The sequence below is a fragment of the Streptomyces sirii genome (genome assembly GCF_045690365.1).
In the GTDB taxonomy this organism is placed as follows: domain Bacteria; phylum Actinomycetota; class Actinomycetes; order Streptomycetales; family Streptomycetaceae; genus Streptomyces; species Streptomyces sirii.
The window spans coordinates 4,283,494-4,303,272 of record NZ_CP147982.1 but is presented as its reverse complement, the minus strand read 5'-3'; the positions used below and the strand labels follow the sequence as shown (position 1 = coordinate 4,303,272).

General features: G+C 71.0%; 23 protein-coding genes. 15 read left to right on the top strand and 8 right to left on the bottom strand.

Features of this window, described 5'->3' with window-relative positions:
* Positions 1-67 precede the first annotated feature (67 nt).
* Complete coding sequence (locus tag WAB15_RS19255) at positions 68-679, top strand: TetR family transcriptional regulator (RefSeq protein ID WP_399146444.1); 612 nt, start codon at positions 68-70, stop codon at positions 677-679.
* Between the two features lie 19 nt (positions 680-698).
* Here WAB15_RS19255 and WAB15_RS19250 read toward each other — a convergent pair whose 3' ends face one another.
* Entirely contained in the window at positions 699-1,547 is an 849-nt protein-coding gene (locus WAB15_RS19250) for a DUF6597 domain-containing transcriptional factor (RefSeq protein ID WP_407286992.1), read from the bottom strand.
* 94 nt (positions 1,548-1,641) lie between these two features.
* Between WAB15_RS19250 and WAB15_RS19245 the strand changes: the two genes are divergently transcribed.
* From WAB15_RS19245 to WAB15_RS19235, 3 genes are all read left to right on the top strand, one after another.
* Positions 1,642-2,292 (top strand): TIGR03086 family metal-binding protein, encoded by a 651-nt coding sequence (locus WAB15_RS19245; protein ID WP_407286991.1) that lies wholly within the window; start codon positions 1,642-1,644, stop codon positions 2,290-2,292.
* A gap of 115 nt (positions 2,293-2,407) precedes the next feature.
* The gene (locus WAB15_RS19240) at positions 2,408-2,956 is read left to right on the top strand and encodes a cupin domain-containing protein (RefSeq protein WP_407286990.1); all 549 of its coding nucleotides are present in this window, start codon (positions 2,408-2,410) and stop codon (positions 2,954-2,956) included.
* Complete coding sequence (locus WAB15_RS19235; protein WP_399146448.1) at positions 2,953-3,828, top strand: SDR family NAD(P)-dependent oxidoreductase; 876 nt, start codon at positions 2,953-2,955, stop codon at positions 3,826-3,828. Before WAB15_RS19240 ends, WAB15_RS19235 begins: the two co-directional genes overlap by 4 nt.
* 77 nt (positions 3,829-3,905) lie before the next feature.
* Here the strand turns inward: WAB15_RS19235 and WAB15_RS19230 are convergent, their stop codons facing one another.
* Positions 3,906-4,466: a hypothetical protein gene (locus WAB15_RS19230; protein WP_399146449.1), complete on the bottom strand. Its 561-nt coding sequence runs from the start codon at positions 4,464-4,466 to the stop codon at positions 3,906-3,908.
* Positions 4,467-4,788: 322 nt separating this feature from the next.
* On the opposite strand from WAB15_RS19230, the gene hemL reads away from it, so the two are divergent.
* The 7 genes from hemL (at position 4,789) to ccsB (ending at position 12,487) form a co-directional block, all read left to right on the top strand.
* Entirely contained in the window at positions 4,789-6,096 is a 1,308-nt protein-coding gene (gene hemL / locus WAB15_RS19225; protein WP_399146450.1) for a glutamate-1-semialdehyde 2,1-aminomutase, read from the top strand.
* Positions 6,097-6,104: 8 nt separating this feature from the next.
* On the top strand, positions 6,105-6,785 hold the full coding sequence (locus WAB15_RS19220; RefSeq protein WP_399146451.1) for a histidine phosphatase family protein: 681 nt from the start codon (positions 6,105-6,107) through the stop codon (positions 6,783-6,785).
* 146 nt (positions 6,786-6,931) lie between these two features.
* Complete coding sequence (locus tag WAB15_RS19215; RefSeq protein ID WP_407286989.1) at positions 6,932-8,152, top strand: hypothetical protein; 1,221 nt, start codon at positions 6,932-6,934, stop codon at positions 8,150-8,152.
* Between the two features lie 78 nt (positions 8,153-8,230).
* Positions 8,231-8,845 carry a TlpA family protein disulfide reductase gene (locus WAB15_RS19210; RefSeq protein ID WP_407286988.1) on the top strand — a complete coding sequence of 205 codons (615 nt, stop codon included), beginning with the start codon at positions 8,231-8,233 and terminating at the stop codon, positions 8,843-8,845.
* A gap of 4 nt (positions 8,846-8,849) precedes the next feature.
* Positions 8,850-9,608 carry a cytochrome c biogenesis CcdA family protein gene (locus WAB15_RS19205; RefSeq protein ID WP_399146454.1) on the top strand — a complete coding sequence of 253 codons (759 nt, stop codon included), beginning with the start codon at positions 8,850-8,852 and terminating at the stop codon, positions 9,606-9,608.
* A gap of 3 nt (positions 9,609-9,611) precedes the next feature.
* Entirely contained in the window at positions 9,612-11,402 is a 1,791-nt protein-coding gene (locus WAB15_RS19200; RefSeq protein WP_407286987.1) for a cytochrome c biogenesis protein ResB, read from the top strand.
* Positions 11,399-12,487: a c-type cytochrome biogenesis protein CcsB gene (gene ccsB / locus WAB15_RS19195; RefSeq protein ID WP_407286986.1), complete on the top strand. Its 1,089-nt coding sequence runs from the start codon at positions 11,399-11,401 to the stop codon at positions 12,485-12,487. Before WAB15_RS19200 ends, ccsB begins: the two co-directional genes overlap by 4 nt.
* Here the strand turns inward: ccsB and WAB15_RS19190 are convergent.
* The 3 genes from WAB15_RS19190 to WAB15_RS19180 form a co-directional block, all read right to left on the bottom strand.
* Positions 12,472-13,173 carry a DUF4291 domain-containing protein gene (locus WAB15_RS19190; protein ID WP_407286985.1) on the bottom strand — a complete coding sequence of 234 codons (702 nt, stop codon included), beginning with the start codon at positions 13,171-13,173 and terminating at the stop codon, positions 12,472-12,474. The two genes, ccsB and WAB15_RS19190, sit on opposite strands and share 16 nt — an antisense overlap.
* A 67-nt stretch (positions 13,174-13,240) precedes the next feature.
* Positions 13,241-13,786 (bottom strand): nucleoside deaminase, encoded by a 546-nt coding sequence (locus tag WAB15_RS19185; protein WP_384441596.1) that lies wholly within the window; start codon positions 13,784-13,786, stop codon positions 13,241-13,243.
* A gap of 58 nt (positions 13,787-13,844) precedes the next feature.
* On the bottom strand, positions 13,845-14,264 hold the full coding sequence (locus WAB15_RS19180; RefSeq protein WP_407286984.1) for a PLD nuclease N-terminal domain-containing protein: 420 nt from the start codon (positions 14,262-14,264) through the stop codon (positions 13,845-13,847).
* A gap of 87 nt (positions 14,265-14,351) precedes the next feature.
* Here WAB15_RS19180 and WAB15_RS19175 point away from each other — a divergent pair, with 87 nt between their 5' ends.
* Both WAB15_RS19175 and mqnP read left to right on the top strand, forming a co-directional pair.
* Entirely contained in the window at positions 14,352-15,809 is a 1,458-nt protein-coding gene (locus WAB15_RS19175) for a menaquinone biosynthesis decarboxylase (protein WP_407286983.1), read from the top strand.
* The gene (gene mqnP, locus WAB15_RS19170; protein ID WP_399146460.1) at positions 15,806-16,708 is read left to right on the top strand and encodes a menaquinone biosynthesis prenyltransferase MqnP; all 903 of its coding nucleotides are present in this window, start codon (positions 15,806-15,808) and stop codon (positions 16,706-16,708) included. The genes WAB15_RS19175 and mqnP overlap by 4 nt, the downstream gene beginning before the upstream one ends.
* A 31-nt stretch (positions 16,709-16,739) precedes the next feature.
* On the opposite strand, the gene WAB15_RS19165 is transcribed toward mqnP, so the two are convergent.
* Together WAB15_RS19165 and WAB15_RS19160 are read right to left on the bottom strand one after the other, a co-directional pair.
* Positions 16,740-17,450 carry a DUF4870 domain-containing protein gene (locus WAB15_RS19165; protein WP_399146461.1) on the bottom strand — a complete coding sequence of 237 codons (711 nt, stop codon included), beginning with the start codon at positions 17,448-17,450 and terminating at the stop codon, positions 16,740-16,742.
* Positions 17,451-17,538: 88 nt separating this feature from the next.
* Complete coding sequence (locus WAB15_RS19160) at positions 17,539-18,132, bottom strand: rhomboid family intramembrane serine protease (protein WP_407286982.1); 594 nt, start codon at positions 18,130-18,132, stop codon at positions 17,539-17,541.
* A gap of 142 nt (positions 18,133-18,274) precedes the next feature.
* On the opposite strand from WAB15_RS19160, the gene WAB15_RS19155 reads away from it, so the two are divergent.
* A complete protein-coding gene (locus WAB15_RS19155; protein WP_399146463.1) occupies positions 18,275-19,003 on the top strand; it encodes a UbiX family flavin prenyltransferase in 729 nt (242 codons plus the stop codon).
* Between the two features lie 31 nt (positions 19,004-19,034).
* Here WAB15_RS19155 and WAB15_RS19150 read toward each other — a convergent pair whose 3' ends face one another.
* A complete protein-coding gene (locus WAB15_RS19150; protein WP_407286981.1) occupies positions 19,035-19,169 on the bottom strand; it encodes a hypothetical protein in 135 nt (44 codons plus the stop codon).
* A 121-nt stretch (positions 19,170-19,290) separates the two neighbouring features.
* On the opposite strand from WAB15_RS19150, the gene WAB15_RS19145 reads away from it, so the two are divergent.
* The gene (locus WAB15_RS19145) at positions 19,291-19,749 is read left to right on the top strand and encodes an Lrp/AsnC family transcriptional regulator (RefSeq protein WP_384441617.1); all 459 of its coding nucleotides are present in this window, start codon (positions 19,291-19,293) and stop codon (positions 19,747-19,749) included.
* The last annotated feature ends 30 nt before the right edge of the window (positions 19,750-19,779 follow it).

Below are 19,779 nucleotides of genomic sequence, written 5' to 3'. Positions count from 1 at the left end.
CGCTCGTTGGCAAGCGTAGGGCTCCTCGCGCTGGCATGTCAACGGGCGTTGGCCTACAGTCGTGGGCATGGTCGACCATGCGCCTCTCACCAGCAGCGACGCCGCGTCCGGCGCCGGGCAGACCCCCCAGCCCCGCTCCGCCGGGACCCGGGCCGCGATCCTGGCCGCCGCCCGCGACCGCTTCGCCGCCGAGGGCTACGAGCGCGCCACGATCCGCTCCATCGCCAGGGAGGCGGGCATCGACCCGTCGATGGTGATGCGCTACTACGGCAACAAGGCGGGCCTGTTCGCCGCCGCCTCCGAGATCGAGCTGCACGCCCCGGACCTCACCCACGTACCGCACGACGAGCTCGGCGCCCGTCTCGTGCGCCACTTCCTCGAACGCTGGGAGAGCGACGAGGCGCTGACTGCCATGCTGCGCGTCGGCGCCACGAACGAAGCCGGTGCGGAGCGGATGCGGGGCGTGTTCGCCGAGCAGATCGGCCCGGTCGTCAGCGCGGTCTGCCCCGTCCCCGAGGAGGCGGCGATCCGCTCCGCGCTGCTCGCCTCGCAGATGCTCGGGCTGGCCCTGTGCCGCTACGTCCTGCACCTCCCGCCGGCCGTCGACCTCGGCGACGACGAGATCGTCGCCTGGCTGGCGCCCACCGTCCAGCGCTATCTGACGGCCGAGCTGCCCTGAGGCCCGGGCGGAGGCCGCCTCAGCGCGGGTAGGCGGTCGGCGGCACCCCGACCGTCGCCGTGACATCGCGGACCAGATGCGCCTGATCGCTGTAGCCCAACTCGGCGGCCAGCGCGGCCCAGTCGACCTCCGCGTCCGCCGCGGCCCGCTCCAGGGCCTCATGGATGCGGTAGCGCAGCAGTACCCACTTGGGGCTCACCCCGACGTACCCGGCGAACAGCCGCTGCAGCGCCCGTACGGACATCCCCTCGGCCCGCGCGAAGTCCGCGACCCGCCGGATCGTGCGGTCCGTCCGGATCCGGTCGGCCAGCCGCATCGCGAGCCCGGCCTGGGCCAGGACCCGCGGATCGGCCCGCAGCAGAGGCGTCAGGAAGGCGTCGAGCGCGGCCACCCGGGCGTCCTCGTCCGCCGGCTGCACTACGGCTCGCGCGGCATCGGCGACCGCGTCCGCAACCTCCGCGTGCGCGTCCGGGCCCGGCGGAGCGGCGAAGACCGCCGCCGGCGGCAGCCTGCGGCCCGTCCAGTCGGTGACCGGTCGCTCCGGGGCGAACGGCCGGAATCCGCCGGGCCGGAACTGCACCCCGCACACCCACCCCCGCCCCACCAGCGTCTGGGAGAACAGCTCCAGCCCGACGCCCGCGACCTCGCCGAAGGCGGGCCGGTCGGCGTGCCGCTGGAAAACCACGTTCACGCACGGGTGCGGCACGACCTGGCTGGTGTACGGCTCGGGCAGATCCCAGTCGATCAGCCAGTAGTGCTCGACATACGGGCGCAGCGGCAGGGCGGGGGAGCGGCGCCGGAACCGCACCCGCGCCAGGAGCTCCGGGGCGGCGACGATGCCCCGGGTGTCGCGCCGTGGAGCGGCCATGCCCGGATCCTAAAGCGGTGCGCGCCGAACACCACCGCGCGGCCTGTCGCATTTCTTCAAGCCGCGGCCGGCGGCGGCCCGTAGCGTCATCGAGATGACGGACACCAGGGATATACAAGACAAGTCGGTCGGCTCGGTTGAGCCGGTTGAGTCGGACGGTGCGGACGGGCCCGGGACGGTCCCACCGATCAGCGAGTTGCTGGACGCCGCCGGCCGGGCCGCGCTGCCGGTGCTGCGCGGAGTGCGCGACGACCAACTGGGGCTGCCCACGCCCTGCGCCGAGTACGACCTGCGGGCGCTGCTGAACCACCTCTTCCATGTCGTCGTCGCCTTCCAGGCGCTGGCCGCCAAGCAGGAGGCGGACTTCAGCCGGACCCCCGACCGGCTCGGCGAGTACGGGGCCCAGTGGACCGACCGGTTCGCCCGGGAGGCGGCGCGGCTGGTCGAGGCCTGGGCGGCGCCGGGCGCGGAGCAGGGCGTGTCCGGTGGGATGCGGCTGCCGGCGCGGACCGTCGGTGCGATGGTGCTGCTGGATCTGGTGGTGCACATCTGGGACGTGGCGCGGGCGACCGGGCGGCCGTACGAGGCGCCCGCGGGATGCGTGGCCGAGCTGCGGGCGCTGGTCGCGCGGATGGCCCCGACGGCCCGGCAGATGAACGTCTTCGCCGAACCGGTCCCCGTACCGCCCGGCGCCACCGAACTCGACGCCCTGCTGGCGGAGACGGGCCGCGACCCCCTCGGCTGACGGATCGTCGGCGGGCTCTCGGACATGGCCCGATTGCGCCCGCCGCGGCGCCGCCTTCGTGCCTAGGCTGGATCACCTCCGACGGACGGCGACGAGTGGGAGGGGCCCAGCCCGTATGAACGAGCACCCAACGCCCCGCGACCGGCTCCCCGAGGCACTGATCGAGTTCTACGGGCTGGCGCCGCTGCCCCGTGAGGGCGGGCGGTTCCGGCAGACCTGGGCGGGCCCGCCGCGCCCCGACGGACGGCCCGAGGGAACGGCGATCGTGATGCTGCTCACCGCCGGGCCGGGCGACTTCTGCGCCCTGCACCGGCTGCCGACCGACGAGATCTGGCACTTCTATACGGGCGACCCGCTCACCCTGCTCCTCCTCTCCGAAGGCGGCGGACACGCCGAGGGCGGCGGTCCCTCCGGCGGCGCGGGGCGCTCGGCCCGTACGGTCGTCCTCGGGCCGGACGTCCTGGGCGGGCAGCACGTCCAGTTCACCGTGCCCGCCGGTACGTGGATGGCCGCCGAGGTCGCCGACGGCGGCGCCTGGACGCTCTTCGGCTGCACGATGGCGCCCGGGTTCACCTTCGCCGACTACGAGCACGGGGACGCCGCCGAACTGACCGCGCGCTTTCCCCAGGAGGCAGCGCGGATCGCCGCGCTGAGCCGACCATGACAGAGCCGTCGACCCCCGCAGAGCCGTCGCCCCCGGATGCGCCGACCGGCCATGACGCGCCCACCGGACGCGACGAGCCCACCGGACGCGACGCTCCGGGCGGCCGCCGCGACCTGCCCGACCTCACCGGCCAGGTCGCCCTCGTCACCGGCGCCGCGGGCGGTGTCGGCCGCGGTATCGCGCTGCGGTTCGCCGCCGCGGGCGCCGCGGTCGTGGCGCACTACCGGACGGGCGGCGACGCGGCCCGCGCACTGGTCGCGCGGATCGAGGAGGGCGGCGGGCGCGCGCTGGCGCTGCGCGCCGATCTGGCCGACGAGGGGGAGTGCCACCGGCTGGTGGCGCGGGCGGCCGAGTGGCGCGGGCGGCTGACCGCGCTGGTGAACAACGCGGCGGTGCAGCCGACCCAGGAGCTGGCGGGGATGTCGCTGGCCGACTGGCGGGCGGTGGCGGATGTGAACGTGCACAGCGTCTTCGCCTGCACCCAGGCCGCGGCGGCCGTGATGCGCGCGCAGGGGGCCGGTTCGATCACCCATATCGCCTCGATCGAGGCGGACCGTCCGGCGCCGCTGCACGCCCACTACTGCGCGTCCAAGGCGGCGGTGGTGATGCACGCACGCTCGGCGGCGCTGGAGTACGGGCCCCACGGGATCCGCGTCAACAGCGTCTCGCCGGGGCTGATCGCGCGCCCGGGCCTGGCGGAGGACTGGCCGGAGGGGGTGCGGCGCTGGGAAGCGGCGGCGCCCGCCGGGCGGTTGGGCCGGCCGGAGGACATCGGCGACGCGTGTGTGTTCCTCGCCTCACCGATGGCGTCGTGGATCACCGGACACGAGCTCGTCGTCGACGGCGGTGTCTCGGCCCGCCCCACGTGGTGACCGCGGACACACCCGGCCCGCCCGATTCCGTGGCCGAGGGCGCGACGGGCCGTGGCCCGCCGCGCCCTGCCGAACCGTTACGGCCAGACCAGGCAGTACGCCTGATGCCCCGCCTCGTGCAGCCGGTGGCTGAAGTCCTGCCACTCGTGCAGCAGCTGGTAGACGGTGAAGGCGTCGCGCGGGCCACCGCGGTCGGGGACGGTGGACCAGATGAAGGCGGCCGCGCCGACCGACTCCTCGCCGACGCCGCGCAGCGGGTCGACCACGGTCATGGGGAGCTTGACGACGGCGTAGTCGGGGTGGAGGACGACGAGTTCGAGCGGCGGAACCTTATGGAGCGGTATGCCCTCTATACCGGTGAGGACCATGGCGGCCATCGTCTCCGGCTTGATCTTGGTGAACATACCGCCCATGCCGAGCTCGTCACCGCCGAGTTCCTCGGGGCGCATGGAGATCGGAACACGGGCCGCGGTCGCGCCGTTGGGCGCACCGAAGTATTTGTATGTCACCCCCATGCGGCCGCCTCTGATGTCCCCGCCCTTGGTCTCGTCGGTTTCCTCGCGCCGGTGACGGCCGCGCTGGGCGCGCTCGGGACCCCGGTCATCGGTTCCCTCGCCCAGTTCGCCACCGCGATGCATATCTCCACCCGACCACTCGCAGCCCTAGCCGCGCAACCCGATCATCGTCTCAGAGACCTCCCCCGTCGCAGGCGCGTGAAACGCCCGGGCGCACGCCCCCGTGCGCCTCTGAGACCATTGCTTGCGTGACTTACTCGTACGTCGCCCCAGTTTCGCAGACGACTGGGGGCTGACGCCCGGTCGGAAGCGAGAGGAATCAAAAAAGGATCGAACGGGAACCGCGCGGCACCTTGGGTGGTCCAAGCGGGGATTCCCGCACCCTTGTCAGCCGGGCCGTGTCCGTGCGTCGCCGCCCTCCCCGTTTATGCAGGTCAGGATCCCAGTGTCTTTTCCGTATGAAGCCCCTGTTTCGCAGTCGCTGTTCGAGCGCGCGTCCGCGGTGACGCCGGGCGGCGTCAACTCTCCGGTGCGGGCGTTCCGGGCCGTGGGTGGTACGCCCCGGTTCATGGTGTCCGGTACCGGTCCGTACCTCACCGATGCCGACGGCCGTGAGTACGTCGACCTCGTGTGCTCCTGGGGGCCGATGATCCTCGGTCACTCGCACCCCGAGGTGATCGCCGCGGTCCAGGAGGCGGTCACCCGCGGTACGTCCTTCGGCACGCCCGGCGCGGGCGAGGTCGAGCTGGCCGAGGAGATCGTGGCCCGGATCGAGCCGGTCGAGCAGGTGCGGCTGGTCTCCAGCGGCACCGAGGCGACGATGTCGGCGATCCGTCTGGCGCGCGGCTTCACCGGCCGCCCCAAGGTGATCAAGTTCGCCGGCTGCTACCACGGGCATGTCGACGCGCTGCTGGCCGCGGCCGGCTCGGGTGTCGCGACCTTCGGTCTGCCCGACACGCCGGGTGTGACGGGCGCGCAGGCCGGCGACACGATCGTGCTGCCGTACAACGACCTGGAAGCGGTGCGGGCGGCGTTCGCCGCGCACCCGGGCGAGATCGCCTGTGTGATCACCGAGGCGTCGCCCGGCAACATGGGCGTGGTACCTCCGCTGCCCGGCTTCAACCAGGGGCTCAAGGACATCTGTGCCGGCGACGGCGCGCTGTACATCTCCGACGAGGTGATGACCGGCTTCCGCGTCAGCAAGGCCGGTTGGTACGGAATCGACGGCGTACGTCCCGACCTGATGACCTTCGGGAAGGTGATGGGCGGCGGCTTCCCGGCCGCGGCCTTCGGCGGCCGCGCGGACGTCATGGCGCACCTCGCCCCGGCCGGCCCGGTCTACCAGGCGGGCACCCTGTCCGGGAACCCGATCGCCACCGCCGCCGGCGTCGCGCAGCTGCGGCTGCTGGACGACGCCGCGTACGAGAAGGTCGACGCGGTCTCCGCCGAGCTGCGCTCGCTGGTGACCGGTGCGCTGGCCAAGGAGGGCGTCGCGCACCGCCTCCAGGTCGCGGGCAACATGTTCTCGGTCTTCTTCACCGGCCGGGACGTCACGAACTACGACGAGGCCAAGGCGCAGGAGTCCTTCCGCTTCACCGCCTTCTTCCACTCGATGCTGGCGCAGGGCGTCTACCTCCCGCCGTCCGCCTTCGAGTCGTGGTTCGTCTCGACCGCGCACGACACGCAGGCCGTGGAGCGGATCGCGGCGGCGCTGCCGGCCGCCGCCCGGGCCGCCGCCGAGGCGACCGAATGAGGGGTGACATGAGCAGCGAAGACATCACCGTTGTCCATCTGATGCGGCACGGCGAGGTGCACAACCCCGAGGGCGTGCTCTACGGGCGCCGGCCCGGCTACCACCTGTCCGATCTGGGGCGGAAGATGGCCGACCAGGTCGCGGAGCACCTCGCGGGGCGGGACATCACGCATGTCGTCGCCTCGCCGCTGGAGCGCGCGCAGGAGACCGCGACGCCGATCGCCGGTGCGCACGGTCTGGACCTGGCCACCGACGAGCGGCTGATCGAGGCGGGCAACGTCTTCGAGGGCAAGACCTTCGGCGTCGGCGACGGTGCGCTGAAGAAGCCGGGGAACTGGAAGTACCTGACCAATCCGTTCCGTCCCTCCTGGGGCGAGCCGTACATCGAGCAGGTCGTTCGGATGATGGCGGCGCTCGGTGCGGCGCGGGACGCGGCGCGCGGGCACGAGGCGGTGGCGGTCAGCCATCAGCTGCCGATCTGGATCGTCCGCAGCTTCGCGGAGCGGCGGCGGCTGTGGCACGACCCGCGGAAGCGGCAGTGCACGCTGGCCTCGCTGACGTCGTTCACGTTCCACGGCGACAAGATCATTTCGGTGGGGTACAGCGAACCGGCGCGCGACCTGGTTCCCTCCCATCTTCTGGCGGGCGCCAAACCCGTCAAGGGGAAAGCCAAGGCTTTTGGGGCCTGACGCTGCATCACTGGGCGGAATGCCGAAGGCGAGAAAAATAAAATACCTGAGCGATTAACTCGGTTCTCCGACGCTCGACATGCCCTTCACTCGGTTGTCCGTTTATATGGATATTGAGTTCGGCGAGCACGGATGGGGTCGAGGGTATGCGCGCGATCAGTCGGCGAAACCTGCTGAGTATGGGAGTCGGTGCGGCCGCGGCGCTGGGCGTCGCCGGCTGCACCTCGTCGTCGGACGCGGGGTCGGACAAACAGAAGGCGAAGAACTCCGTCCAGGCCCGCCCTCAACTCATCGGTGACGGCTCGACAGCGATATATGGCCCACAGCCGCATCAGCCGAAAGCACCCGAACGGCTGGAACCCGGACAGACTCCTCCGCAGTTCGTGGTCTTCTCCTGGGACGGTGCGGGAGAGGTCGGCAACGGCCTCTTTCCGCGCTTTCTCCAGCTCGCCAAGGACCACGGCGCGGCCATGACCTTCTTCCTGTCCGGGCTCTATCTCCTGCCCGAATCCCAAAAGCACCTCTACGAGCCCCCGGGCAACCGGCGCGGCGCCTCCGACATCGGCTACCTCAGCGACGAGCACATCAAGGAGACGCTGAAGCACGTGCGCCAGGCCTGGCTGGACGGTCACGAGGTCGGCACCCACTTCAACGGCCACTTCTGCAGCGGTTCGGGCGCCGTGCGGCACTGGAGCCCCCAGGAATGGCAGTCCGAGATCGACCAGGTGATGGACTTCGTCACCAAATGGCGTACGAACACCGGCTTCCGGGATCTCGACCCGCTGCCTTTCGACTACCGCCGGGAACTCGTCGGCGGCCGCACCCCGTGCCTGCTCGGCCAGGAAAATCTGCTGCCCATCGCCAAGGATCTCGGCTGGCGCTATGACGCCAGCTCGCCCGGCGGCCGGCAGATGTGGCCGAAGAAAAGGATGGGAATCTGGGACTTCCCGCTCCAGCAGATTCCCTTCCCGGGTCACTCTTTCGAGGTGCTCTCGATGGACTACAACATACTTGCGAACCAGTCCAGGAGATCCACCAAGGCCCCGCCCGCCAACTACCCCGGCTGGCGGCAGCAGGCCACCGACGCGTATATCTCCGGATTCCGCCGCGCCTACGAGACCAATCGGGCGCCGTTCTTCATCGGCAACCACTTCGAGCAGTGGAACGGCGGCATCTATATGGACGCCGTCGAGGCGGCGCTCAAGCACATCGCCAACGAGCAGAACCGGGATGTCCATCTCGTGTCGTTCCGCCAGTTCACCGACTGGATCGACGCCCAGGACCCCGAGGTGCTGTACAAGCTGCAGCAGATCCCCGTGGGCCAGCGCCCCAAGGAGGGCTGGAAGGCCTACCTCTCCACGGCCTGACACGCCCCTTCGATCCGGCGGCGGGCCCGGCGAGGGGGGTGTGGAAGATCCGGAAAAGGCCCATGCGAAACTTTTCACATGAGTGCTAGCCGCGCCCCACGCCGCCTCGCGCGCCGACGCCGTACCACCCTGCTCGCCGCGGGCACCGCGGCCGCCGCACTGGCACTGAGCGCCTGCGGCGACGGCGCCTCCGGCGGCTCCGCGCAGACCCGGTTCGTCCAGGGCAAGGACGGCATCGACACCGTCAAGCGTGCCAACCGGCAGCCGGCGCCCGCACTGTCCGGCGAGACCACCACCGGCAAGAACCTCGACGTCGCCGACTACAAGGGCAAGGTCGTCATCCTCAACGTCTGGGGGTCGTACTGCGGCCCCTGCATCGCCGAGGCGCCGAACTTCGCCAAGGTCTTCAAGGAGACCAAGAGCAAGGGCGTGCAGTTCATCGGGATCAACACCCGCGACACCGACAAGTCGCTGGCCACCAACTTCGAGGACGAGCACAAGGTCCCCTACCCCAGCCTGTACGACCCGACCGGCAAGCTGATGCTGCGCTTCCCCAAGGGCAGCCTCAACCCGCAGGCCATCCCGTCCACCATCGCCATCGACCGGCACGGCAAGATCGCCGCGCGCTCGCTCGGCCCGCTCACCGAGGACGCGCTGCGCAAGATGGTCACCCCGCTGATCGCCGAGAAGTGATCACGTGATCCAGCTCGCCGTCGCGGAGAACCAGACCGTCCTCAACGGCACTCTGCTCGCCGCCGTCCCCATCGCCCTCCTCGCCGGGCTCGTCTCCTTCTTCTCGCCCTGCGTCCTGCCGCTGGTCCCCGGCTATCTGTCCTACGTCACCGGCGTCACCGGCACCGACCTCGCCGAGGCCCGCCGCGGACGGATGTTGGCCGGCGCCTCCCTCTTCGTCCTCGGCTTCACCATCGTCTTCGTCTCCGGCGGCGCGCTCTTCGGGTTCTTCGGCCAGACCCTGCAGACGTACAAGGGCGTCCTGTCGAAGATCCTGGGCGTGCTGATGATCCTGCTCGGGCTGGCCTTCGCCGGAGTGCTGCAGCGCTTCGGCCAGCGCGAGCTGCGCTTCCACATGAAGCCCGCCATGGGACTGGCCGGCGCGCCCGTGCTCGGCGTGCTCTTCGGCATCGGCTGGACGCCGTGCCTGGGCCCGACCTTCGCCGCCGTCAGCGCGCTCGCCTTCTCCGACGCCAGCGCCGGCCGCGGCGCCCTGCTCACCGTGGCGTACTGCCTGGGCCTGGGCGTACCGTTCCTGGCCGTCGCCCTCGCCTTCCGCCGGGTGCTCGGCGCGTTCGGCTGGGTCAAGCGGCACTACCAGTGGGTGATGCGGATCGGCGGCGGCATGATGGTCGCGCTCGGCATCCTCCTCGTCACCGGCCTCTGGGACAGCCTGATGTCCGAGCTGCAGAGCTGGACGCAAAGCTCCACCGTTGGGATCTGACTGATGTCCACCAAGACCGACACCCCCCGCGAGCCCGGTTCCACCCCCGAGCCGGGCGGCGACCTCGGCGCCGCCGGATCCCAGCTGTCCACCGCGCCCTTGGAGGACGTCACCTTCCCCTCCCTCGGCCCCATCGGCTGGGCGCGCTGGTTCTGGCGGCAGCTGACCTCGATGCGGGTGGCGCTGCTGCTGCTCTTCCTGCTGTCGATCGGCGCCATCCCCGGCTCGCTGATCCCGCAGACCAGCATCGACCCCGTCAAGGTCGACCAGTTCAAGGCCGACCACGCCACCCTCGGCGACATCTACGACAAGCTCGGGATGTTCCACGTCTACAGCTCGGTGTGGTTCTCCGCGATCTACCTGCTGCTGTTCATCTCGCTGATCGGCTGCATCGTGCCGCGCAGCTGGCAGTTCGTCGGACAGCTCCGCGGCCGCCCGCCGGCCGCCCCGCGCCGGCTGACCCGGCTGCCCGCCTACACCACCTGGCGCACCGACGCGGACCCCGACGAGGTCCTCGCGGCGGCCCGGCGGATGCTGAGGAAGCGGCGCTTCCGCGCCCACCGGGCCGGTACCGCCGTCGCCGCCGAGAAGGGCTATCTGCGGGAGGTCGGCAACCTCGTCTTCCACGTCGCGCTGATCGTGATGCTGGTGGCGTTCGCCGTCGGCAGCCTGTGGAAGTCCGAGGGCGGCAAGCTGATCACCGAGGGGGACGGCTTCGCCAACAACCTCACCCAGTACGACGACTTCACGTCGGGCCCCTTCTTCGACACCGACACCCTGGAGCCCTTCGGCTTCACCCTGGACAAGTTCGAGGCGACCTACGAGCGCACCGGACCGCAGAAGGGCACCCCGCGCGTCTTCCGCGCCCACATCACGTACTTCTCCGGCGCCGACGGCAAGGAGCACAGGACCGCGATCGAGGTGAACACCCCCCTCGACATCGCCGGCTCCAAGGTCTACCTGCTCTCCCACGGCTACTCGCCGGAGGTCACCGTCAAGGACGGCCGCGGCAAGGTCGTCTACAAGGGCGCGGTGCCCTTCCTCCCGCAGGACAGCAAGAACTTCACCTCGACCGGCGTGGTCAAGGTCCCCGGCGCGCAGACCAAGGACGGCAAGCGCAACCAGCTCGGCTTCCAGGGCTTCTTCGTGCCGACGTTCGGCGGCAAGGGCTCCGGCTCGATGTTCTCCCAGTTCCCCGCGCTGGACTACCCGGTGCTGACGCTGACCGCCTACCACGGCGATCTGGGCGTCTCCTCCGGGGTGCCGCAGAACGTCTACCAGCTGGAGAAGAAGAACCTCAAGCAGTACAAGACCAAGGGCCGCCCGCTCGCCCAGATGATGCTGCCCGGCGAGACCATGAAGCTGCCCGACGGCGACGGCAGCATCCAGTTCACCGGCGTCAAGAGCTGGGCCAGCTTCAAGATCTCCCACCAGCCGGGCAACGGCCTCGCGCTGACCGGCGCGGTCGCCGCGCTGCTGGGCCTGGCCGGCTCGCTGTTCATCCAGCGGCGCCGGGTGTGGGTGCGGGCCGAGCGGAGTGCGGACGGCACCACCGTCGTCGAGCTGGCCGGACTCGGCCGCAGCGAGTCCGCCCGGCTGCCCGAGGAGCTCGCCGAGCTCGCGGCGGCACTGGAACCCGACGCCCCGATCGCCCCGGAAGCCGCCCCCGGCACCGAGACCGGTGCCGGCAGCGAATCCGGCACCGAGACCGATGCCGGCACCCCCTCCGAAGACCCCGCGGAGCCCACTGACTCTGACGGTCCTGCTGACCCCTCCGAAGGAGCGCGCGCGTGAACATCGCGGCCGCAGCCAACGAGACAATGGCGCACAACAGCAACCTGCTGGTCTATTCGGCGATGGCGATCTACACGCTCGCCTTCCTCGCGCACATGGCCGAGTGGGTGTTCGGCAGCCGCAGCAAGGTCGGCCGCACCGCCGCCGCCCTGACCGCACCGGCCGCGGCGCCCGCCGCCCCCTCGGCCCGGGCGGCGCAGCAGCGCGGCGGCACGGCCGTACTGGAGCGGCCCAAGGTCATCACCAAGGCCGTCGCCGGCAGCCGCGACGTCCCCGACGGCCCCGGTGCCGCCGGCGGCACGGAGAAGGGCGACCTCTACGGGCGGATCGCCGTCTCGCTGACCGTCCTGGCCTGGGCCCTGCACGTGGGTGGCGTCGTCACCCGCGCCCTGTCCGTGGAGCGTGCCCCCTGGGGCAACATGTACGAGTTCTCCACGACCTTCGCCGCGGTCGCGGTCGGCCTCTACCTGCTGCTGCTCGCGCTCAAGAAGAACGTCCGCTGGATCGGCCTGCCCCTGGTCACGACCGTCCTGCTCGACCTGGGACTCGCCGTCTCGGTCCTCTACACCGCCAGCGACCAGCTCGTCCCGGCCCTGCACTCGTACTGGCTGTGGATCCACGTCAGCTGCGCGATCATCTCGGGCGCGGCGCTCTACCTCGGCGCCGTCGCCACCCTGCTGTTCCTCTTCCGCGACCGCTACGAGGCCAAGCTCGCCGACCCCGCCGGCAAGCAGCCCGGCGCCTTCGCCGCGTCCGTACTGGAGCGGCTGCCCGCGGCCGCCTCGCTGGACAAGTTCGCCTACCGCGTCAACGCCACCGTCTTCCCGCTGTGGACGTTCACGATCATCGCGGGCGCCATCTGGGCCGAGGCCGCCTGGGGCCGCTACTGGGGCTGGGACCCCAAGGAGGTCTGGTCCTTCATCACCTGGGTCGCCTACGCCTGCTACCTGCACGCCCGCGCCACGGCCGGCTGGAAGGGCCGAAAGGCCGCCTGGCTGGGCCTGATCGCGTTCGTCTGCTACCTGTTCAACTACTACGGCGTGAACATCTTCGTGACGGGCCTGCACTCCTACGCGGGAGTCTGATCCGCGGCCGCATCCGTACCCGGCGTCCCCTCGGGCGCCGGGTACGGGCGCTCCTCGGGCAGCAGCGCGGCGGCCGCCGCCAGGTCCCCCGAGCGCACCCGCGCATGGACCTCGTGGGCGAGCGCCGTGACATCCGTGATCGCCACCGTCCACTCGTCCGCGTACCGCCGCGACGCCTCCCCTGCCAGCCCCAGCTGCAGCGAGCGGAACGGCAGCGGCCGCAGCCGCAGATCACGCTCCGGATCCCACTGCACCCGCACCGGTGAGCCCTTCAGCCGCCGCCTGAACTCGTCGCGGTCGGCGTGCTCGCCCGGGTCGTAGTGCGACAGGCAGGCATTGCGCAGCGCCCAGTCGAAACCGGCCCGGTCGATCTCGACGGCCAGCACGGTCTCCTGGTCGGCCTTGGTGCCCCATCCGCAGCGGTACATCATCCACAGGAACGACGGCTTGATCCACGTCATCCGCTCCCGCTTCCACGCCGCGGGAAACCGGCCGTCGCGCGCCGCCGGGAGGCCCAGTGCGGGAGCATATGCCTGATAGACCGTGACGGTCCGTTCGGTGTACCGGGCGCGGATACGGCGGTACGGCTCGCCGTGCGGCGCGTCCGGGTGCGGCGCGGCCGGGTGGTGGGGTGCGGTGGAGTGCGGGGAAACCCGTACGGGGACGTCGGAACCGGTGCTGCTCATGGCGCGCCATCCTGGCGGACGCCCGGCGCCGCGGCCACCCAATTCCCGGGCGGACACGCCCGAGCGCTCACCCGCCCCCGATGTCCTCACGCCACAGCGCCGGCCGCGCCTCGATGAAGTCCCGCATCATCCGCGCGCACTCGGGGTCGTCCAGCACCACGATCCGCACACCGTGCCGGGCGAGCCAGTCATGCCCGCCGTGGAACGTCCGGGCCTCACCGATCACCACCCGCGAGATCCCGAACTGGCGCACCAGACCGCTGCAGTACCAGCAGGGGGAGAGGGTGGTGACCATCGTCGTACCGCGGTAGCCGCGCTGCCGGCCGGCGGCGCGGAAGGCCGCCGTCTCCGCGTGCAGCGAGGGATCGCCGTCCTGGACCCGGCGGTTGCGGCCGCGGCCCAGCAGCGCGCCGTCCGGCCCGTACAGCGCCGCGCCGATCGGGATACCGCCCTCGGCCAGCCCGGCGCGCGCCTCCTCCAGCGCCGTCGCCAGCATGGCGCGGGCCTGCTCCTGCAGATGGTCGGGGTGCCCGGACGGGTCGCTGTGGCCGTCGACGCCACCGCGCAGCCGGAACTCGTCGCGGTCCTGACCCCAGTCCTGCGTACGGTCCATGAGATCACCGTACGCCGCGCCGGACCGCCTCGGCGGCGCCGAGCGCCCCGGCCGGCCGTCAGCCCTTGGCCGGCGGGGTGTCCTCGGGGCCGTCCGCCGCCTCGCCGCTCTTGCGCCGCAGCTCCTCCTCGCGGCGGCGCAGATCGGCCTCCCAGTCCTTGAGCAGGGCCTCGTCCTTCTTGTTCTCGTCCTTGAGGGACCTGAGGAACTCGGGGTTGTCGTCCGGCGCCACGAACGTCGAGCGGTGGTTGCGGTGCCACTCGGCGGGCGTGCTGCCGCCACCCCCCACCGGCTGCCGCTGCTTGCCCGCCACCAGCCACGCGATCGGCCCGATCAGCACCTCGCCGAAGAGCAGGATGATGATCACCCAGATCACCTTGGGCAGGCCGCGCACCTGGGATTCGGGGGTGTTGAGGCAGTCGATGAACGCGTAGATCCACAGCGCCAGCACCAGTAGGAACGGCAGATACCTGAGCATTGCGGAACGAGCCCCCTGCGAACGAAGGCGAGCCCTCGCCGGGCCCGGTGACCCGCCCAGGGTAGTGCGTACCCGATACTGGAACGCATGGCTTATGACGATCTCCGCTCGTTCCTGCGCGCACTTGAGCGCGAAGGTGATCTCAAGCGCATCAAGGCCGAGGTCGACCCGCATCTGGAAGTCGGCGAGATCGTGGACCGGGTGCAGAAGTCCGGTGGCCCGGCGCTGCTCTTCGAGAACGTCAAGGGCTCGGCCATGCCGCTCGCCATGAACGTCTACGGCACCGACCGCCGGCTGCTGAAGGCGCTGGGCCTGAAGGCGTACGAGGACATCAGCGGCAAGATCGCCGGCCTGCTCAAGCCGGAACTGCCGCACGGCTTCGTCGGCGTGCGCGAGGCGTTCGGCAAGCTCGCCGGCATGACGCACGTCCCGCCGAAGAAGGTCAAGAGCGAGAGCGCCCCGGTGCAGGAGGTCGTGCTCACCGGCGACGAGGTCGACCTCGACAAGCTCCCCGCCCTGTTCACCTGGCCCAAGGACGGCGGCTCCTTCTTCAACCTGGGGCTGACGCACACCAAGCACCCGGAGACCGGCGTACGCAACCTCGGCCTCTACCGGCTGCAGCGCCACGACAAGCGCACCATCGGCATGCACTGGCAGATCCACAAGGACAGCCGCAACCACTACCAGGTCGCGGCCAAGCGCGGCGAGAGGCTGCCCGTCGCCATCGCCTTCGGCTGCCCCCCGGCCGTCACCTACGCCTCCACCGCCCCGCTCCCCGGCGACATCGACGAGTACCTCTTCGCCGGCTTCCTCCAGGGCAAGCGGATCGAGATGGTCGACTGCAAGACCGTCCCGCTGCAGGTGCCGGCCAACGCCGAGGTCGTCGTCGAGGGCTGGCTGGAGCCCGGCGAGATGCTCCCGGAGGGCCCGTTCGGCGACCACACCGGCTTCTACACGCCGCAGGAGCCCTTCCCGGCGCTGACCATCGACTGCGTGACGATGCGCAAGCGCCCGCTGCTCCAGTCGATCGTGGTCGGCCGCCCGCCGACCGAGGACGGCCCGCTCGGCCGCGCGACGGAGCGGTTCTTCCTCCCGCTCCTCAAGATCATCGTCCCGGACATCGTGGACTACCACCTCCCCGAGTCCGGCGGCTTCCACAACTGCGCGATCGTCTCGATCGACAAGAAGTACCCCAAGCACGCACAGAAGGTCATGCACGCCATCTGGGGCGCGCACATGATGTCGCTGACCAAGCTGATCGTGGTCGTGGACGCGGACTGCGACGTCCACGACCTCCACGAGGTCTCCTGGCGCGCCCTGGGCAACACGGACTACGCCCGCGACCTGACCGTCGTCGAAGGCCCCGTCGACCACCTCGACCACGCCTCCTACCAGCAGTTCTGGGGCGGCAAGGCGGGTATCGACGCCACGAGGAAGTGGCCCGAGGAGGGCTACGTCAGGGACGACGGCTGGCCGGACATGGTCGAGTCCGACCCCCGCACGGCGGCCCTGGTCGACCGCCGCTGGAAGGAGTACGGCCTGTGAGCGCCTCCGCCGCCGCGGTACCGCGGCCGGGCAGGACCAAGGCGTTCCTGCGCCTGGTCGTCATCGAGCACTCCGTCTTCGCGCTCCCCTTCGCCTACATCGCGGCGTTCACCGCGATGTACCAGCTCGACAAGCGCATCCACTGGGTCCCGCTGCTGCTGGTGACCCTCGCGATGGTCGGTCTGCGGACCTTCGCGATGGCCGTCAACCGCATCATCGACCGCGAGATCGACGCCCGTAACCCGCGCACGGCCGGACGCGAACTCGTCACCGGCGCGGTCTCGGTCAAGTCCGCCTGGACCGGCGCGCTGGTCGCCGTGGTCGTCTTCCTGGGCGCGGCGGCCCTGCTCAACCCGCTGTGCCTGGCGCTGGCCCCGGTCGCCGTGGTCCCGATGGTGGTCTATCCGTACGGCAAGCGGTTCACGAACTTCCCGCATGCGATCCTCGGCCTGGCCCAGGCGATGGCCCCGGTCGGCGCGTGGATCGCGATCACCGGCGAGTGGTCCTGGGAGGCGGTGATCCTCGGCCTCGCGGTCGGCATCTGGATCGGCGGCTTCGACCTGATCTACGCCTGCCAGGACGTCGAGGCGGACCGCGCCAACGGTGTGATGTCCGTACCGGCCCGCTTCGGTGTGCCGGGCGCGCTGTGGGGCGCGCGCTGGTGCCACGTGGTGACGACCGCGCTGCTGGTCTGGTACGCCCTCGCCATCGGCGCCGGTGTCTTCTTCTGGCTCGGGATGGTGATCGTCGCCGCGGCCTTCTGCTACGAGCACGCGATCGTCCGCCCGCACGACACCTCCCGGCTGAACCGGGCCTTCTTCCAGGTCAACAGCTTCATCGGCATCGCGCTCTTCGTCTGCGCGCTGCTGGATCTGGTCGTACGCGGGTTGTCGGTCTGACGCGGTGTCGGGCTGATCTGCTGCCGGCCGGTCAGCCCTTGCTGACCGGCCAGGCGATCAGGCGGGGGTAGGTCCACAGTTCGCCGCGGGTGGCCTTCACGGTGGCGATGATGGCGCAGACCATGCCGGAGATGCTGTAGGCGGCCATCATGCCGAGGACGGTCAGCAGCGGGACCGCGAGTCCGGAGCTGTTGCGCTGGGTCTCGTCGGCGGCCGCCGCGAAGATGAAGGCGCTGGCGAAGTAGAGGACCGTGCCGAGGGCCGCCATGACGGCCTGGGTGATGCCGAAGTTCACCGCCTGGGTGGCGTGGTGGCGGACGTACGGGTCGTGCTTGTGGCGCTCGTTGGCGCGGATGGACATCGGGAGGATCCAGCCGACGAACGCGCCGAGGCCGCAGCACACCATGGAGCCGGCCGTGACGGTGAGCAGCGCGCCCAGATGGGACCACATCGCGGGGCTCGTGGAGGGGCTGGGCGGCGGCTGGGTGCCGTACCCGGGCGTCGGGCCGTATCCGGGGACGGGCTGCTGGTACGCGGGGCCGGGCTGCTGATAGCCGGGGCCGGGCTGTGGGTAACCGGGGCCGGGTTGCTGGTAGCCGGGGTCCGGCTGCTGGTGTCCGGGGTCGGACGGGTAGCCGTAACCGCCGCCGGGTGTGGCGCCGTTCGGCCACCCGGGAGACCCGTAGGGCTGCTGCGGCCCGTCGCTGTGCGGTCCGTAACCCGGCTGGTGGTAGTCGGACATACTCTGCTCACCCCGTGTGTGCTGCGTGCTTCGCCCGCGCGGTGCGTGGTGTCGCGTAACGCCTCGGCGGCTCCCGTTCGTTCCGAGGCTACGGGACCGGTCGGACAGCGGCCGCGGCGGTGGTGCCGCGGGCGCGCTCCCGGAAGGCGAAGGCCGCCACCACGCCGCCTATCAGGCCGAAGAGATGGCCCTGCCAGCTGATGCCGCTGTCGGTCGGCAGCGCCCCCCACAGGATCGAGCCGTACACCGCGCCGACCACCAGGCCGATGCCGATGTCGAGCGGCTTGCGCTCGATGAAGCCGCGCACCAGGAGGTAGCCGAAGAGGCCGAAGACGACACCGGAGGCACCCGCGGTGTTGCTGTACGGGGCGGCCGTGAACCAGACGCCCAGTCCGCTGGTGAGGATGATCAGGGCGACGACGGCGAGGAAGCGCCGCGCCCCGCTGCGCAGTGCGGCGATGAAGCCGAGCAGCAGCAACGGCACGGTGTTGGCCGCCAGATGGCCGAAGCCGAAGTGCAGGAAGGCGGCGGGCACCACGTCGACCAGCTCGGCGGGCTCGCGCGGCTGTATGCCGAAGGTGTCCAGCGCGCCCCCGGTGACGAAGTCGACGCCCTCCAGCACCCACAGCAGCGCGACCCAGCCCAGCATCAGGCAGATCGCGGGCTTGGCTCGTGCGGTCATCCCCGGCCCTCCCTTCTCCTCCCCCGGCGGGTGGCCCCGCGGGCGGCCTCCCCGGTCGGCCCCCGGCGGGTCCGAGCGCGAGGGGCGCACAGGTAACAACGGCCGTGACGGGGTCTGTGGTTCCGCCGGATAGGCTCGATGCGTGGAGCCGCCGCACAACAACACCAGCAAGCAGGACTCCGGCCGACGCCGTCCGTGGGTCGTGGGGATCTCCGGCGCGTCCGGCACGCCGTATGCGGCTTCCGTGCTGCGCGGGCTGCTCGCCGCGGGGGAGGCGGTGGACCTGGTCGTCAGCCGGGCTTCGCGGCTGACGCTGCTGGACGAGACCGGGATCGCGTTCCGGGATGCTCATTGGCGCGCCGACCTGCGGGAATGGCTGGCGCGCGGGGCGGACGGCAAACCGGCGACGTTTCCGGTGACGGAGGCGGACCTGGCGGATGTGCGCTACTGGGCGGCCGGGGATCTGGCGGCCGGGCCGTCGTCGGGCTCGTATCCGGTGAAGGGGATGCTGATCGTCCCGGCGAGCACGGCGTGTGTGGCCGGTGTGGCGCTCGGGCTGTCGAAGGATCTGCTGCAGCGGGTGGCGAGCGTGACGCTCAAGGAGCGGCGGCGGCTGGTGGTGGCGGTGCGGGAGACCCCGCTGAACGGGCCGACGCTGAAGCATCTGGTGGCGCTGGACGAGGCGGGCGCAGTGGTGCTGCCCGCCTCGCCGGCGTTCTACGCGGGAGCGACGCACATCCAGGATCTGGTGGACTTCGTCGCGGGCCGGGTCCTCGACGCGGCGGAGGTGCCGCACGGGTTGTACCGGCGCTGGGAGGGGGAGCTTCGGGGTGGCTCCAAGGAAGAGGAGGAGGCCCCGGACGCTCCTTAGTCGGCGCCAGAGTCGGCGCTTCTTCGGTCGGTCAGCGCTTCTTCGCCGCGGCGGTGCGGCCGAAGCGGCGCCGGGCCCGCGGTTCAGCGGGCTTGTGGGCACGTGAACGATTGGCCTGGTCCTGCAGCTCGCGCATGCGGGCATAGGCCATGTCGATCGAGTACACGGTGACAGCTCCTGTGAGATCGTCTTTGATCGTTTAGAAGATTCGCAGGGTCTAGGCCCTGTGTGCCTTAGATTCTACATGTAGAACTCGAAAATGCATAAAGATTGGAAGGCTTGAGGGCATGGACGCGGTGGATAGGCAGCTCATCCAGGCACTTCGCGAGAACGGCCGGGCCTCGTACGCGGAGCTCGGCCGGCTCGTCGGCCTCTCCGGGCCCAGCGTCACGGACCGGATCAACCGCCTCGAAGCGGCCGGTGTGATCACCGGCTACCGGGCGACGGTCGACGCCGCCTCGCTCGGCCTCGGCGTCACCGCGCTGGTCGGCATCTCGCTGTCGGACGCCGCCGACCATGAGGACGTCGCCCGCCGGCTGCGCGACCTCGCCGAGATCGAGGACTGCTGGTTCATCGCCGGCGACGACTCGTACATGCTCAAGGTGCGGGTGGGCGATGTGGACGGGCTGGAGCGCACCATCCGGCGGCTGTCCGGCACCAAGGGCGTCTCCCGTACGCGCACCACGATCGTGCTCTCCACCAAGTGGGAGAACCGCGTGGGCGAGCTGCCCGAAGAGGTCGAGTAGACCACCGGATCCAGGCGGGGCGCGGCAGGG